This window comes from Beggiatoa alba B18LD (assembly GCF_000245015.1).
GTDB classification, from domain to species: Bacteria; Pseudomonadota; Gammaproteobacteria; order Beggiatoales; family Beggiatoaceae; genus Beggiatoa; species Beggiatoa alba.
Genome location: NZ_JH600070.1, coordinates 3,257,859 through 3,273,420 on the forward strand (window position 1 = coordinate 3,257,859; position 15,562 = coordinate 3,273,420).

The 15,562-nt window shown below is 40.6% G+C and carries 15 protein-coding genes; 6 read left to right on the forward strand and 9 right to left on the reverse strand.

Going from position 1 to position 15,562, the window contains the following annotated elements; all coding sequences use genetic code 11:
* The first annotated feature begins 112 nt into the window (after nt 1-112).
* Nucleotides 113-514 carry an HIT family protein gene (locus BEGALDRAFT_RS13315; RefSeq protein ID WP_002690802.1) on the forward strand — a complete coding sequence of 134 codons (402 nt, stop codon included), beginning with the start codon at nt 113-115 and terminating at the stop codon, nt 512-514.
* A 395-nt stretch (nt 515-909) separates the two neighbouring features.
* The gene (gene nhaA, locus BEGALDRAFT_RS13320) at nt 910-2,103 is read left to right on the forward strand and encodes a Na+/H+ antiporter NhaA (RefSeq protein WP_002690803.1); all 1,194 of its coding nucleotides are present in this window, start codon (nt 910-912) and stop codon (nt 2,101-2,103) included.
* Between the two features lie 178 nt (nt 2,104-2,281).
* Here the strand turns inward: nhaA and BEGALDRAFT_RS18395 are convergent, their stop codons facing one another.
* The 4 genes from BEGALDRAFT_RS18395 to BEGALDRAFT_RS13340 form a co-directional block, all read right to left on the reverse strand.
* Entirely contained in the window at nt 2,282-3,919 is a 1,638-nt protein-coding gene (locus tag BEGALDRAFT_RS18395; protein WP_002690804.1) for a formylglycine-generating enzyme family protein, read from the reverse strand.
* Nucleotides 3,920-4,019: 100 nt separating this feature from the next.
* The gene (tldD, locus tag BEGALDRAFT_RS13330) at nt 4,020-5,462 is read right to left on the reverse strand and encodes a metalloprotease TldD (protein ID WP_002690806.1); all 1,443 of its coding nucleotides are present in this window, start codon (nt 5,460-5,462) and stop codon (nt 4,020-4,022) included.
* Nucleotides 5,441-6,268, reverse strand: coding sequence for a carbon-nitrogen hydrolase family protein (locus BEGALDRAFT_RS13335; protein WP_002690810.1), 828 nt, complete (start codon nt 6,266-6,268; stop codon nt 5,441-5,443). Before BEGALDRAFT_RS13335 ends, tldD begins: the two co-directional genes overlap by 22 nt.
* An 84-nt stretch (nt 6,269-6,352) precedes the next feature.
* A complete protein-coding gene (locus tag BEGALDRAFT_RS13340; protein WP_002690811.1) occupies nt 6,353-7,054 on the reverse strand; it encodes a lysophospholipid acyltransferase family protein in 702 nt (233 codons plus the stop codon).
* A gap of 122 nt (nt 7,055-7,176) precedes the next feature.
* Between BEGALDRAFT_RS13340 and rdgB the strand changes: the two genes are divergently transcribed.
* Both rdgB and BEGALDRAFT_RS13350 read left to right on the forward strand, forming a co-directional pair.
* Nucleotides 7,177-7,782, forward strand: coding sequence for an RdgB/HAM1 family non-canonical purine NTP pyrophosphatase (gene rdgB / locus BEGALDRAFT_RS13345; protein WP_002690813.1), 606 nt, complete (start codon nt 7,177-7,179; stop codon nt 7,780-7,782).
* A gap of 52 nt (nt 7,783-7,834) precedes the next feature.
* Nucleotides 7,835-9,094, forward strand: coding sequence for a valine--pyruvate transaminase (locus tag BEGALDRAFT_RS13350; RefSeq protein ID WP_002690815.1), 1,260 nt, complete (start codon nt 7,835-7,837; stop codon nt 9,092-9,094).
* On the opposite strand, the gene BEGALDRAFT_RS13355 is transcribed toward BEGALDRAFT_RS13350, so the two are convergent.
* The 4 genes from BEGALDRAFT_RS13355 to BEGALDRAFT_RS13370 form a co-directional block, all read right to left on the reverse strand.
* Entirely contained in the window at nt 9,091-9,345 is a 255-nt protein-coding gene (locus tag BEGALDRAFT_RS13355; RefSeq protein WP_002690817.1) for a hypothetical protein, read from the reverse strand. The genes BEGALDRAFT_RS13350 and BEGALDRAFT_RS13355 overlap by 4 nt on opposite strands.
* 148 nt (nt 9,346-9,493) lie before the next feature.
* Nucleotides 9,494-9,790, reverse strand: coding sequence for a hypothetical protein (locus BEGALDRAFT_RS13360; protein ID WP_002690819.1), 297 nt, complete (start codon nt 9,788-9,790; stop codon nt 9,494-9,496).
* Between the two features lie 67 nt (nt 9,791-9,857).
* Entirely contained in the window at nt 9,858-10,364 is a 507-nt protein-coding gene (locus tag BEGALDRAFT_RS13365; RefSeq protein WP_002690821.1) for a DNA polymerase III subunit chi, read from the reverse strand.
* 205 nt (nt 10,365-10,569) lie between these two features.
* Nucleotides 10,570-12,123 carry a leucyl aminopeptidase gene (locus BEGALDRAFT_RS13370; protein ID WP_002690823.1) on the reverse strand — a complete coding sequence of 518 codons (1,554 nt, stop codon included), beginning with the start codon at nt 12,121-12,123 and terminating at the stop codon, nt 10,570-10,572.
* 184 nt (nt 12,124-12,307) lie between these two features.
* Between BEGALDRAFT_RS13370 and lptF the strand changes: the two genes are divergently transcribed.
* Nucleotides 12,308-13,417, forward strand: a complete 1,110-nt coding sequence (lptF, locus tag BEGALDRAFT_RS13375; RefSeq protein ID WP_002690825.1) for an LPS export ABC transporter permease LptF — start codon at nt 12,308-12,310, stop codon at nt 13,415-13,417.
* Between the two features lie 164 nt (nt 13,418-13,581).
* Here lptF and BEGALDRAFT_RS13380 read toward each other — a convergent pair whose 3' ends face one another.
* Nucleotides 13,582-14,859 (reverse strand): DUF2066 domain-containing protein, encoded by a 1,278-nt coding sequence (locus BEGALDRAFT_RS13380; RefSeq protein ID WP_002690827.1) that lies wholly within the window; start codon nt 14,857-14,859, stop codon nt 13,582-13,584.
* Nucleotides 14,860-14,997: 138 nt separating this feature from the next.
* On the opposite strand from BEGALDRAFT_RS13380, the gene BEGALDRAFT_RS13385 reads away from it, so the two are divergent.
* On the forward strand, nt 14,998-15,522 hold the full coding sequence (locus tag BEGALDRAFT_RS13385) for an NADH-quinone oxidoreductase subunit B family protein (protein WP_002690829.1): 525 nt from the start codon (nt 14,998-15,000) through the stop codon (nt 15,520-15,522).
* The last annotated feature ends 40 nt before the right edge of the window (nt 15,523-15,562 follow it).

Here is a 15,562-nt window from a genome sequence, read left to right on the forward strand (position 1 = left end):
ACAGTAAGGGTTTAGCGCGTTAGCGTGAAAATTGCCTGTGTTAACGATGTCGCCACTTGATGCCATGCGCTAAGTGGTGAGTGTGCACCATTAATCTTAGGAGGGCTATTTTATGTTGGTCACATCATGTCCTTTTTGCCAGCTAGCAACTCATTCTACACAACAACTTGTCTATTGTGATGAATTAGTCTTCGCCATTCGGGATAAATTCCCCGTTTCACGAGGGCACAGTTTAATTATTCCGCGTCGTCACTATGCATCATGGTTTGAAGCAACGACCGCAGAACAGCAGGCTTTCTTACAAGTCTTAACCCAAGTCAAAGCAGAATTACAAGTTCAATATCAACCAGATGGATACAATATCGGTATTAATGATGGGGCTGTCGCTGGGCAAACAGTCCCGCATTTACATATTCATTTAATTCCACGTTATCAAGGAGATGTTGCCGAGCCTCGCGGAGGAATTCGTTGGATATTACCTGAAAAAGCGGTGTATTGGGATAAACCTGTTTGATTAGCAAACTTCTTGATTAAACCTACATTCTTACAGGCTTTGTCCATACACCGTGCGTGAATGAAGCCTGTTTAATGATTAAAATAATGTCATAAAAAGCTGTCTAATAAGCAATACAAGAGGATGCTTATACAAGGATTTAATTTTTAATTAAATGTTTTTAAATAAAATCAAAAGAAATATATAAACATCCTTAGTTGAAAAATCAGCATTTCTATAAAAATACTAAAAAAAGAATCTTTTGCGAGAGTAAAATTTTTTAATACAATGATAATTAACTATAAAATGATAAAAATTTGCGACTCCCCCTTTAAAAAGGTATTGTTTACTCAACCTTTTTTGTAAATAACTTTCAATTTTTTTGTAATAAAACTTTATTATTTGAAGGAGTACCAATGGCAATCAATCGCTTACATGACACGCTACAGGAGTTTTTTAAACTAGAATCAGCGAGTAGTATTTTATTATTAGGCGCGGCTGTATTAGCCCTGATTATGAATAATACGCCTGTATTAACTGATATTTATCAAGGATTTTTGCATATGCCGTTAGGCTTGCGTATTGCAGAAATCCATCTTGATAAATATGTTTTATTGTGGATTAACGATGGGTTAATGGCAGTATTTTTCTTTTTAGTTGGTTTAGAGCTAAAACGTGAATTACTAGAAGGGCAATTAGCTTCTATTCAACAAGCAATTTTACCGTTATTAGCGGCGATTGGCGGAATGCTTGTTCCTGCTGTAATTTATATAATGATTAATTGGGGAAATGGTGAAACCTTACAAGGTTGGGCAATTCCTGCGGCGACTGACATTGCTTTTTCGCTAGGTGTTTTAGTGTTATTAAAAGGGATTGTCCCTGATTCGTTAAGAATTTTTTTATTAGCCTTAGCGATTATTGATGATATGGGTGCAATTATTATTATTGCTGCTTTTTATTCAGGAGATAGCTTTGCATGGACACCGTTATATTATGCGTTAGGCGCGGTTGTTGTCTTAGCCCTGTTAAATATATTTCACGTCACCCGTTTTGCTCCTTATTTAGTGGTTGGGGTTATTTTATGGGTCTGCGTGCTTAAATCTGGCGTTCATGCAACCTTGGCAGGGGTTATATTAGCTATTTTTATTCCTTTGAAAACAAAAGGGAATCAAAACCATTCATTATTAGAGGATTTAGAGCACACCTTACATCCTTGGGTAGCGTTTGCCATTATGCCGATTTTTGCCTTTGCTAACGCAGGGGTTTCTTTTGCGGGGGTTTCTTTCTCCACCCTGCTCGGTACTGTTCCGTTAGGCATCATGCTGGGTTTATTCTTGGGTAAACAATTGGGTGTGTTTGGTTTCACTTGGTTAGCGGTGAAATATAATATTGCGAAATTGCCTGAACAGGCTTCTTGGTTGCAATTGTATGGCGTTGCGATTTTGTGCGGGATTGGTTTCACCATGAGTTTATTTATTGGCGGTTTAGCTTTTGGTTTAGAAGGTGACTATGCCAATCAGGTGAAAATTGGCGTTATTGTAGGCTCATTATTATCTGCGGTTATGGGCTATGTATTACTACGTTTTTTTACAAAACAATTAGCTAATTAATTATTAACCTGAGTTCGGCGAGTTTTATAAAGTAAAACAGAGACCTGCTAAGTTTTGAAAACTTAGCAGGTCTCTGTTTTTTTATAAAAATTGTCAAATTCAGGTTATATAGTCATAAAAAAACCTGTTCAAATTTTTGAACAGGTTTTCTTTAATATGGTTGCTATTAACGCGCAGTTTATTCTATACGCACAACGCGGAAGCCAATAGAATCCATTTTTGTGCGGAAACTAAAGTTTTGTCGTCTTGTCACACGAAGATCAGCTTCATACTGTTTGAATGAGCCACCCCGTACCATCCGACGGCTACAATCGCCTCCTTCCCAGTTTTGCCCTATTTCGGGCGACCCCGAATAACTACCGCGAAAACAAGTTCTTGTCCATTCTGCAACATTGCCAACTGTATCGTATAAACCGAATGGGTTAGGTCTAAATGACGCAACTGGAGCTGTTTGTTTATTATCCCATTGGCTGCCACATCCGCCACAATTGGCACTACCACTGCCACGGCTGAGATCATACCCCCACCAAAAATCGTATTGATTCACGTTTGCACGGGCGGCGAATTCCCACTCACGTTCACTGGGCACACGGTATTGATACCCTGTTTGTTCTGTCAACCAGTTTGCGTAAGCTTCTGCATCTTCATAGGACACAAAAATAACGGGTCGTGTTTCACGCCCCCATTGGTTATCGTTAGGGACTGGGCGATTAGTGGCTGCGGTGAACAGGCTGTAGTCTGCAAAAGTAATTTCTGTCCGACTGATTGCAAAGGGTTGTAAGGTTACTTTATGTTGTGGACGTTCTTCACGATTGACGGAGGAGTCAGGACTGCCCATGAGAAAAGAACCACCTGGTAAGGAAAGCATTACAGGCCCTGTTCCACCACTTTTTAATCGATCTCGAACGATAGTAATAGCATTAATATTAACGGGTTGAATTTCAGTATTTGTGTTTACTGTTTTTTCTGTTGGTTGTTGATTTTTTTCGGTACTTTCAGCTGGCGTTTCAACAGTTGTTGTCGTCGTGGAGGGCGTAGTCTTTAAGCTGGCGACAAAAGGCACTTTATCTAATAAAGGGGTTAGGAAGATAACCGCAATCAGTCCAACAAAAAGGAACATCACGGCTAAAAATCCTAGTAATACTCCTACTAAGCCACTTTTAGGACGAAAAGCAATTCGAATTTTCTCTTTTTCAATTTCTTTTTGTTTTTCCATTAATGCTCGTGCAGTATCACGTTGAACACGGAGCATTTCTGCTTCTTTAACGGATTGTTGACGAATAGTTTCAACTTCTTCTTGCAAACGTCGTTGTTCTTCCTCTTTCTTTTCTATCAGGCGAGAAAGTTCTTGTTGTAATTTTTCGTCATTATGCCGTTTATCTTTATTTTTCTCAGCTTCAGCTTTTAGTTTTGCAAGTTCAGCTTTTGCACGAGAAAGTTGATCGATTTGTGCACGGGTTTTTTGTTGTGCGGTTTCAATCCGTGCAATCCGTGCTTCTAATAATGTTTTTTCTGCTTCTGCGCGTCGCAATTGGTCAGCAGGCGATAAAGGAGATGTGCTTGTTGCGAGTGAGGTTGCTGTCTCCGTTGATACAGGTGAAACAGCTTTAATCGTTGCTTCAGCGACTTTGTCCTTTTCTTGCAATTTGGCAATTGCGGCTTGCATCGCACTGATTTGCGAGACTAACTTCTGCGCCTCTTTCGCTTTACGTGCAGCTTCAGCAGAGGAGTCTGCTGTTTTGACTTCTGCTTGTAATTTGTTGTAACGCTTGATTAGTTTTTGCGCTTCAGCTTTGGCTTGATCGAGTGAAGACACAATCGTATTCTCTGTAAGTTAGGTTGAACGATAAATAAATAAGTAGTTATATAAACAGTCGTTTGTATATATATCTTGCGTTAACAGAGCAAAAAAGCGGTCACGTTTTTGTCCCCCCTACCGTAAGACGATCAACGCGCAAGGTAGGTTGTCCTACACCAACGGGGATACTTTGTCCTTCCTTACCACAGACACCGACCCCATCATCTAGTTTTAAATCATTACCAACCCGACTGACTTGTGTCAAGACATCAGCACCGTTTCCAATCAAGGTTGCACCTTTGACAGGTTGTGTAATTTTGCCATGTTCAATCAGGTAGGCTTCGCTGGCAGTAAAAACAAATTTACCTGAAGTAATATCGACTTGCCCCCCATTAAAGTGGACGGCATAGAGTCCTTTATCTACAGAGGCAATAATATCTTTTGGGTCATCTTCGCCTGCTAATAGATAAGTATTTGTCATGCGAGGAAGGGGTAAACATGCGTAGGATTCGCGTCGCCCATTCCCTGTACTTTTGACACCTGCAAATTTAGCGTTTTGCTTGTCTTGCATGTATCCTTTTAAAATACCATTCTCAATCAAGGTTGTACATTGTGTTGATGTCCCTTCATCATCAATGGTCAGTGAACCGCGACGATTTGCAAGTGTACCGTCATCAACAATGGTGCATAGGGGAGAGGCAACTTGTTCGCCTATACGTCCCGCAAATGTGGAAGTGCCTTTACGGTTAAAATCGCCTTCTAAACCATGACCGATTGCTTCATGTAATAAAATACCCGGCCATCCCGCACCTAGGACAACAGGCATAGTGCCAGCGGGTGCATCAATCGCATCTAAATTGGTAATTGCACGTCGTACCGCTTCTTTAACATAGTAAAGCCCACGATTATCAGTCGTGAAATATTCATAGCCAAATCGCCCACCACCACCTGCAGCCCCTAGTTCACGCCGTCCTTTTTCTTCAACGACGACACTGATATTTAGGCGGACTAAAGGACGAATATCAGCGGCAAGTGTGCCATCACTTGCTGCAACGAGGATGATTTTATAAGCCCCATTAAGGGTTAATATTGCTTGTTTGACGCGGGCATCTTCTCTATGTGCAGCAAGGCTTAATTCGTTGAGTAAATTTACTTTTTCGCTAGCCGTTAGACTATTTAAAGGGTTAAGCGATGCATAACGTGGTGTAACCGTTTGTTGTTGCAATATAGGGATGCTGGCTGATTGTCCACGTTGGGCAATACAACGGGCGGTTTTTGCCGCTTCCATGAGTGTGGGTAATATAATATCGTCGCAATAAGCAAAGCCTGTTTTGTCGCCACTGATAGCACGAATACCAACGCCTTGTTCAATACTATGACTGCCTTCTTTAACGATACCTTCTTCTAGTGCCCATGTTTCACTGTGACTACTTTGAAAGTATAAATCAGCATAATCAATTTGATAGTTAATTAATTCATCTAGGACGCGACTAATATCTGTTAGGCTTAACGCACTTGGGCGTAGCAGTTGTTCTGTCGCTAAATTGAGGATTGTTGACATGCGATTTTTTGATGGTCTAAGGTTGGGAAATTGCGTCGTATCGTTTGTAAATAATTTAGGTCTAAATCGGCATAAACCACGCCTGCCCCGTGCGGTAAACGTGACAGGATATGTCCCCATGGATCAACTATTAAACTGTCGCCATATGTTTCGCGCCCATTGGCATGTCGTCCGCCTTGATTAGGGGCAAGTACATAGCTAAGATTTTCAATTGCACGCGCACGGATTAGGGTTTCCCAATGTGCTTTCCCTGTCATTGCGGTAAATGCGGAGGGGAGACTGATTAGGGTTGCACCTTGTGCGACTAGGCAGCGAAAGAGTTCGGGAAAGCGTACATCATAACAAATTGCAAGCCCAATCCGTGCAAATGGTGTATCAACGATGCATACTTGTTGACCAGCTTCAATGGTTCTTGATTCGCAATAGCTTTCATCCGCACTGACCTGCACATCAAAAAGGTGTATTTTATCATAGCGTGCGACGCATTGACCTTGATTGTTAATAACCAAGCAACTGGCGCGAACTTTATTAGGGATACTAGCCTCTAAAGGAATTGTGCCACCAATTAACCAAACGCCATATTTACGCGCTTGTGTTGCTAAAAAATCTTGTATTATCCCCGCGCCAAATTTTTCACGAATAGCCACTTTATCAGTATCGTGTAGCCCCATTAGTGCAAAGTTTTCTGGCAAACTAACCAGTTCTGCACCTTGGTCGGCAGCTTCTGCAATTAAACGGGCTGCTTCTTGTAGATTAGTATTAACATCCGTACTAGAAACCATTTGTATCACTGCAATACGTGTCATGTGTCAGTCCTTTGAGTGCGTAATGATAACGTTGTTATGATTGGTCATTGAGAAAAGCGTAGCGGATTGGATTGGATGCGTGATTTACTCTACTTTCTGCGCTGTAATGGCTGGGTTTTCAAATAAAGCTTGTACCGTTGTTGCACATGTTGTGATTTCTTCCTCGCTGGTGCAATAGACAGGTGGATAAGCGGTGAGTTGGACACGACTACGAATAAAAACCCCTCGCACTGCGTACCCCATTCCTTTAACCCCTGTGATATGCACGGGATAAATCGGCGTTTTTGTATGTTGTGCTAACCAAAACGCGCCACGCTTTAATTTACTTGGAAATTGTGTCGGGAGTACAAATCCCCCTTGTGGAAAAATAGCAACGGCTTCCCCTGCTTCTAATGCTTGTAAAGCGACTTTTAAAGCCTTTTCAGGTCGTCCCGAATAATCGACAGGAATACCACCTATTGCTCGAAATAACCATGTTAAACCAACACGATGATATTGATGCGCATCAATCAGAAAACGTAACGGGCGATTAGTCACGGCATATAACAGTAATGGGTCTAAACCAGAAACGTGATTCGCAACAATTAACACCGCCCCTTGAGACGGCAAGGCTAATACGGGCGCGTGTAGGTGGTGATAGTAACGACAAAATAGGCGATTTAGCCCATCTAAGATATTAAGAAAGGGATTTTTCCAATCTGTTTGATGTGCTGAGTAAGCGGCGCGTAATATCAACCACCCAGCTAACCCTAAACAAATTAATAATAAACCAGTTATGAGTGTCATTAACGGATGATGAAAATTGGGAAAGACATGATCATTATGAGTTGCTCTGTTACATTAAACAAGTTATCCAGATTTTTCTCAGTATTAAACATCATCATCTTAGGCTTGAGGAGCAATCACGCATGACGACGCAAACTATCGTCTTAGCCAGTAATAACGCAGGAAAAGTGCGCGAGTTTAACAATTTATTGGTGAATTCCCCGTTTACAGTGATTCCGCAAAAAGAGCTAAATATCAGCGAAGCAGACGAAACAGGGTTAACCTTTGTAGAAAACGCTATTTTAAAAGCTCGCCATGCTGCGCAACACAGCAATTTGCCTGCCATTGCAGATGATTCAGGGATAGAGGTTGATGCTTTACAAGGTGCACCTGGTATTTACTCCGCTCGCTTTTCAGGTAAAGGGGCGAGTGATGAAAGCAACCTTCAGTTACTCTTAGAAAAACTTAATACTACGCCTGAAGCCTATCGCACGGCTCGCTATCAATGTGTCATTGTTTATATGCGTCATGCGACAGACCCCACGCCTATTATTTGTCAGGGCACATGGGAAGGGCGTATATTATTCAGCCCGCGTGGGTCGCAAGGGTTTGGCTATGACCCAATTTTTTACGTTCCTACCCATTTATGCACAGCAGCTGAATTACCACCCGATATTAAAAATCAACTCAGTCATCGTGCTCAAGCATTACGGGAATTAGTTCAATATTTAGCACATTTCCCCAAGTAAACAATTTAAACGCTCACTGTTCTACGACATCCCTTACCATTCCTCAATAATTATGCAATTTTCCAATTTTGGTCAAAAATTTACAGCGCATACAGGTGTTTTACAACTCATGCGCGACTTAGGCGCGCCTCAAGCAGAAGGACGAGAAATGTTAATGCTTGGTGGTGGTAATCCTAGCCAAATTCCGCAAGTACAACTCCGCCTGAGAGAACGTATGGAGGCTGTGCTCAATCAAGGGGATGAGTTTGAACGGGTATTAGGTAATTACACCGTTCCACAGGGTTTACCCAACTTTAATAAAGCCTTAGCGGGGCTTTTACGGCAAGAATACGGCTGGCAAGTTGATGAAAGTAATATTGCGCTTACAAATGGCAGTCAGACCGCTTTCTTTTATCTCATGAATTTATTTGCGGGTACTTACGCAGATGGGACACGTAAAAAAATTCTATTGCCCCTTGCGCCTGAGTATTTGGGTTATAACGATTTAGGGCTAGAAAGCGAGATGTTTACGGCAAATAAGCCTAATTTTGAATTTTTAGAACCCCCTCTTTTTAAATATCGTATTAATTTTGATACGTTATCTATTTCAAAAGAAATTGGCGCGATTTGCGTCTCTCGTCCGACTAATCCCACAGGTAATGTCCTAACTGATGAAGAAATTCATCAACTAGATGTACTCGCTCGTCAACATCGCATCCCCCTTATTATTGATGGCGCGTATGGCACACCTTTCCCAAATATCATCTTTACAGAAGCAAAACCAATTTGGAATGACAATATTGTGCTCTGTTTAAGCCTCTCAAAATTGGGGCTTCCTGCCGTTAGAACAGGAATTGTTATTGCTGATCCAGATATTATTCAAGCTATCAGTGCGCTAAATGCCATCATGAGTCTTGCACCAACCCATATTGGCGCACACCTTGTCGAAGAATGGATTCATACAGGAGAAATTCTGCGTCTTAGTCAACAAGTGATTAAACCGTTTTACCAACATAAAATGCATAACGCACTGTGTTGGTTAAATGAAGCATTAGACGGCATTAACTTTTATGTACACAAACCCGAAGGCGCGTTTTTCCTCTGGCTTTGGTTTAAAGACTTACCCATTACCAGCCAAGTGCTTTATGAACGTTTAAAAGAGCGGGGAGTATTAGTTGTTGCAGGACACTACTTCTTTCCAGGTCTTGCCGATACACAATGGCAACACCGTCATGAATGCATCCGTGTTAATTATGCACAAACTGAATTTGTTGTTAAACAAGGAATTAATACCATTGCTGATGTAGTTCGTCAGGCTTATGCAGGGAATTAAACCCAACTGGGAAATTGATTACTCGGTGGCTCGTCGTCGTCATCGTCCTTTTTATTATTGGGAGGCGGTGAAGAATCAGTCGGAGGCGATGAGTCTGATGTATCAACAGAGGTGGTCGTTGTTTCTGGATCAAAATGCTTCTGGTTATCTTCGGTATCATCCTCTAACTCGTAAAAAGCCCGTAATTGCATGATAAAAAAAACCACACAACCGAGTAACAAAATGAGTAGAAAAATAAAGTAGGTAAACATGAAAATACCTGTAATCGTTTTAAAGCCCTGAACAAAGAAGGGTAAACTAAAGTTTTTATTGGATATGAATACATACCAATAAACACTTCAACAGATCGCGCTACGTTTCCTACCTTGCAAGCCATTCGCTAAATCAATAGCTAAACCATCACTTACTGGGTTGCTTTGCAACAGCCTTAATTAAAATCGGTAGCTTTTTATCTAAATATGCTTTTATGTCCTGTATTGCATCTTGTGTTATTTTTTTCACTGTAATATCTGACAATGCATTGCTACCCGCTTTTTGTAATGCAACCTGCAAACGACTTTGAATAATATCCTCCATTTGTTGTTGAAACGCTTTGACTTGTGCCTCATTTAAAATCGGCGGTAAGTTATTTTTTACCTCACGTCCGACAACAACAACATCTTTCAAAACAGGTACAACAATTTTATCTTTTTGCATAATGCGACTGAGACAGAACGAAACGCTGTGTATTATGATATAGGGTATTACCCCTATATGCTACGATTTACAGAGAAATATCGTGGGCACTTAAAGTAAACTTTTGTTCCCGATAGAAACGGAAGCGTTGCCGTCCTGCGACACGTGCAGGCTCATCAGGCGTAACGACTTCCGCAATACGCTGAAACTGATCAAAATAAACTGGCACAGTCGCTGTTAAGTTGACCAATAAAGAACGTGGTGTTTGCGGTTGATTGCCATAACTAATCAAAACAGGGAAAGCCATAGAATCTCCCTGACCATTCAAACAAGTTGTTTCTACATCTCCTGTTAATAATAGTGCATGTGGAATAAAACTATCAGGATTAACCACCCACAATAATTGATCTAAATGCTTTGCCTGTTCTGCGGAATTGGCTTGAATGAAAACCAGATAGTGTTGCTGATACGCTTTTTCAATTAAACGACAAATAAAACGTTCTACAGCCTGTGGTGCGTGCTTGTGAATAATATAAAAATCAACTTGCACAGAAGATGAGGCGATTGGAGAGTCAGCAGAGGGCGAGACGGTCACTGTGTTAATTCCGAAATGACAGTATATTGAACTTTAAAATTTATAAAATCCGTCTTAATTTTAATTATAGTAACCGTACCATAAAGTGATTTAAATCTAGGACTGCCAGTCCTTCGCATCGTTTTATAGTGCGTTTACTATAGTTATAGTATTTCAACACAAACAGAAAAAACGGGGCTATGTGATGCCCCGCTTCTATGAAAAACTATTCGTCCTCACCTAAATCCATCGGAATGGGTAACGGAGGCGGCATTCCATCATCACAACTCCGATCAATTAAATACTGCGTTAATAAAGGCACAGGACGACCTGTTGAGCCTTTTTCTTTCTTTGGCATAGGTTTCCATGCTGTTCCCGCAATATCCAAATGCGCCCAACGATACTTTCTTGTAAAGCGCGATAGGAAACAAGCAGCCGTAATTGCCCCCGCTTCAGCCCCTCCAATATTTGCCATATCCGCAAAAGGACTATCTAATTGCTCTTGATACTCGTCCCATATTGGTAATTCCCAAGCCCGATCACACGCCATCCGACCTGCATTTAATAAATCGTTGGTTAAAGGATTATGATTACTCATTAACCCATGAGCATGAGCACCGAGTGCCGTCACACAAGCCCCTGTTAACGTAGCAATATCAATTACGGCACTGGGTTTAAAACGCTCGGCATAAGTCAATGCATCACACAGAATTAACCGTCCCTCTGCATCTGTATTCAGAATTTCAACGGTTTGCCCTGACAAACTCGTGACAATATCCCCTGGTTTAGTGGCTTTTCCACTGGGCATATTTTCCACAGCAGGAATTAAGCCAATAACATTAATCGGTAATTGTAATTCAGCCACCGCAGAGAGCGTGCCTAAAACACTGCCAGCCCCACTCATGTCGTATTTCATCTCATCCATACGTTCCGCTTTTTTCAGCGAAATACCGCCAGAATCGAAAGTGACCCCTTTCCCAACTAAAATGGTTGGATGAGCGTCTTTTTTCTCATTCCCTTTATATTCGAGAATAATAAAACGGGGGGATTGCTCACTGCCTTTTGCAACCGCTAATAACGCATTCATCCCTGCTTTTTCGATATGACTTTCTGTCAAAACTTTGCAGGTTAAACGATCATGCAAATTACATAAGCGTTTTGCTTCTTCCACTAAATGCGTGGGTGTGCAAACATTGCTGGGTAAATTGCCTAAATCTCTTGCTAATTCGACACCGCCTGCAATCGCTTCTGCTTCACGACGGGCTTGCTCTGCAATGCCTAATTCACGGCGTGAGGCAACGCTAAATACAATCTTACGTAACGGACGACGAGTGATATTTTTCTTACTTTTGAGCTGATCAAAGCTATATAACGCATAACGGGCAGTTTCAATGGCATGACGCACTTTCCATGCAGTATCCCGACCACGCACATTTAATTCTGTTAAATAACATACCGTTTCCATTGAACCTGTTTCGTGTAAGGTTCTAATTGCGTGTGAAATGACTTTACGATATTGCGTATCACCTAATTCCCGCTCACGTCCACAACCCACTAATAAAACACGGTCGGCTAATGTACCAGGAACATTATGTAATAATAAAGTTTGTCCTATTTTTCCCTCTAAGTCCCCTCGACGCAAAATAGAGGATAAATAACCATCGCTCACTTCATCTAATTGTTTAGCGACCTCAGACAAGCGACGTGGTTCATAAATACCAACAACAACACACGCGGTTCGTTGTTTCTCTGGATGACCACTTTTTATATTAAATTCCATGCTATTTTTCCGCTGTTATGGTTATATTGATAAAAACGTACAAATGAAGCAGGATTATCACAATTTGTACGCTAGACTCGCTATACCGAATAAAACTAATATTGTTTATATGTTACACATTCGTCTAAAAGTTGTAAAATTATATTTTTTACATAACTTATTACAGACAACGTGAGGTATTTTTTTGATTATCAACCGTTATCTCTATCGGGAAATTATATATACCCTACTTTCGCTCATTCTCCTACTCTTACTCATTTACGTGAGTAATCGCTTTATAGGCTACCTTTTACAAGCAGCATCTGGCGCGCTTCCCGCTCGATTTATCTTCCAACTTCTTGGAATTAGAATTTTAGGAGACTTAACCCTTATTTTACCGATAGGCTTTTTTTTATCTATTTTGCTTGCCTTAGGCAGACTATATAAAGATAGTGAAATCACAGCATTAGCTGCTTGTGGAATTCCTGTGCCTTTAAATGGGATTTTATTTTTTGCGACAGTATTTGCATTTTTTGTAGGGGTTTTATCCCTGTATATTTCCCCTTGGGCAAAGTCATTAGAAATGGGTTTACGCACGCAAGCCGCCAATGAGGCAGAAATTGGTGGCATAGAAGCTGGACGTTTTAAAGAATTCTTAAAAGGGCAAGGTGTTTTATATGTGGAGACTGTAGAGAGTGAACTCAATCATCTCGAAGTGATTTTTGCGCAAGCCTATCTACCTGATAAGCGAATTGTTATGACTGCAAAACAAGCCTATCAGACGATAAAAGACCAAGAATTATTTTTAGTCCTACAAAATGGACATCGTTATGAAAGCCCACATGAGAACCCTTTAAGTTACACCGTTGTCGATTTCACAGAACACAGTATTCGTATTCCGCGCCATTTAAATGCAGCAACACCAACAGAAAACCGCGCCGCGTTACCAACATCAATATTATGGCATTCTGCAAAAATAGAGGATAAAGCTGAATTACAATGGCGTTTCTCTTTACCACTTGCCATTTTATTATTGTCCGCCCTTGCTGTGCCTTTATCACGGACAACACCACGTCAAGGACAATACAGCAAAATTTTTTTTGGTATCTTAATTGTGTTGATTTATAGCAATTTCCTATCCATTGCTAAAAAATGGGTTGAGCGGGGAGAAGTTCCTATTTGGGTTGGCATTTGGTGGGTGCATTTATTAATGTTTATCGTTATTGCTTTGTTATTGGGGTATCCCCGTTTGCAACAATATTGGCGACGATATCAACATCAACAAATTCGAGTAAAGAAAACAAGTTTTACTTAAGTTTGTCAGCGTTGTATTAAGTAAATTTCAGCAGTTAGGGATGAAATAGTGTCAGCGATTTTAAAGAAATGACTCATTTTAAATGCTGATTTGAGCAGAAAGAAATACTATTGATTGTCTTTCTACTCAAAAAAGTCTGTTATAAGTTAATCTTATCTACAATATTATTTAACCAATTGATAGGTATTTGCGTTATGACCCTGTGGATTCATTGTTAAAACGCCATCTGTCGCAAATAACTGATTTAAAGCACTACTCCCGCCTTTAATCGTCACTTTAAACGTGATTTGTCCTTGCTCACGATGTTGTATTTGCAAATTACGCAATGATTCAATATTTTTTAAATAATTATTCACGGTTACATAATCTTGCCAATTATCTACAGCGGTAATTTGTAACTCTACAGTCTCTTCAACAGCCGTATTTGTGGGGGGTAATGAGGATGCTGAATTATTATTTAAGCCTAGATTATTTTGTGTTGTTGCCATTTCAGGAGGAATTTTACTGCTAAATGTTGACCCTGATGATGATGGAGGATTACTAAGTGCAGGATTTCCCGTAAAAGCGGGATTGCTAGTGAACGCTGGAGTATTTGTAGATTGACTGGGAGGCGTTGAAGGTGGATTTGCAGGAGTCGGTGCATTATTCGTGGTTGGTGTGCTAATGACAACAGGTGTCGCAGGTACTTTACTGATTTCTGTTATCGCTTCATTAATGGTTCGTTGCAATAATAATGGCAGTGCTGTTTCTTGGTTTTTCCAATTTTTAATAACAGCCCCTTTTGCATACACAACCCATTGTCCTTGCCACATACTTGGTTGCTTACTAATCCAACCCACTAACATGGTTTCTGCACCATAACGGCTTGCAACACTGGTTGCTGAGGAGGCTTCCGCATTTTTCACAGCAGTCAATGGTAATGCAATATGGTCATCAATATCTAAAACAGGAAATAAGAGGGGAATGCCTCGTTGTGTTGCTTGTTGTTTTAAAATGGTTACTGCTTCACTGCCTTCTTCTTCATTGATAATACGGCTATTTGTATCTTCTTCAAGTACAATCCAAGTCAGTAGTGGTGTTCGATTTGGGTTAGTACGTGGGACATTAATGGAGGCATTTCTTAAAGCACGTTTTGTCCCCTGTGGTTCAAAACCAACAACTAACATCAATTGTTTATCTGATTTTTCTCGATATTCATATTGTGCAACTAGGCTTTTAGCTTTTGCGGATAGTTTTTTCAATTTTTCGGGGTCAGTCGTAGCCTGTTCACTGCTCACATTTGCCATGACTTGTGCAAAAGCTCTTGCAAAACCGTCTTCCAATAAATTTTCATCACGACTCGCAATTGGCACAGTTGCCTCATATAGCGTCTGTTCTGCATAAACGGGCAAAACACTTAAAAATAACCAACTGATTAAAAATAAAGTACGATGCCAAATCATCACTTATTTACCCCAGATAAAAACTGCAAAAATACCTCATAGTCCTTTGGAATGGACAAGATAGAGGCTGTTATAATACATTGAAATATTATCGAAGTAAGCAGAACCTGCTCTTTATTAAACCTTGTCGAGGCTGTCATGCTACGTATTTTAAATAAAATCCGTCAAACGGGTATTGTGACTGAATCTTTTTCTACCATCGTATCTGATCATGAAATAGAAATAGTGGGTCAACAAGTGCAAGCAGAAATCGCCCGTTTATTTGCAGGCAGTTTAGCGATTCGCCAAGTTGATGCAGGCTCTTGTAATGCTTGCGAATTAGAGATTCATGCCCTGAATAATCCTTATTACGCAATTGAACGGTTTGGTGTACATTTCGTTGCATCACCGCGTCACGCAGATGCATTATTAGTCACGGGTGTTGTTTCTCGTCATATGCAAACGGCATTATTACGGACATACACCGCAACGCCAGCACCGAAGTTCGTTATTGCGGCGGGGGATTGTGCCGTGTGTGGGGGGGAATTTGGCGTATCATACGCAAGTTGTGGTGCAGTCAATCAAGTGATTCCTGTCGATGTCACAATTTCAGGATGCCCACCAACACCACATGCTTTATTAGCGGGTATTTTACAAGCAATTCAGAAAAAAACGCTTAAATAATCTAAAAATAGATAATTTACTCGTTTTATTGCATTTGTCT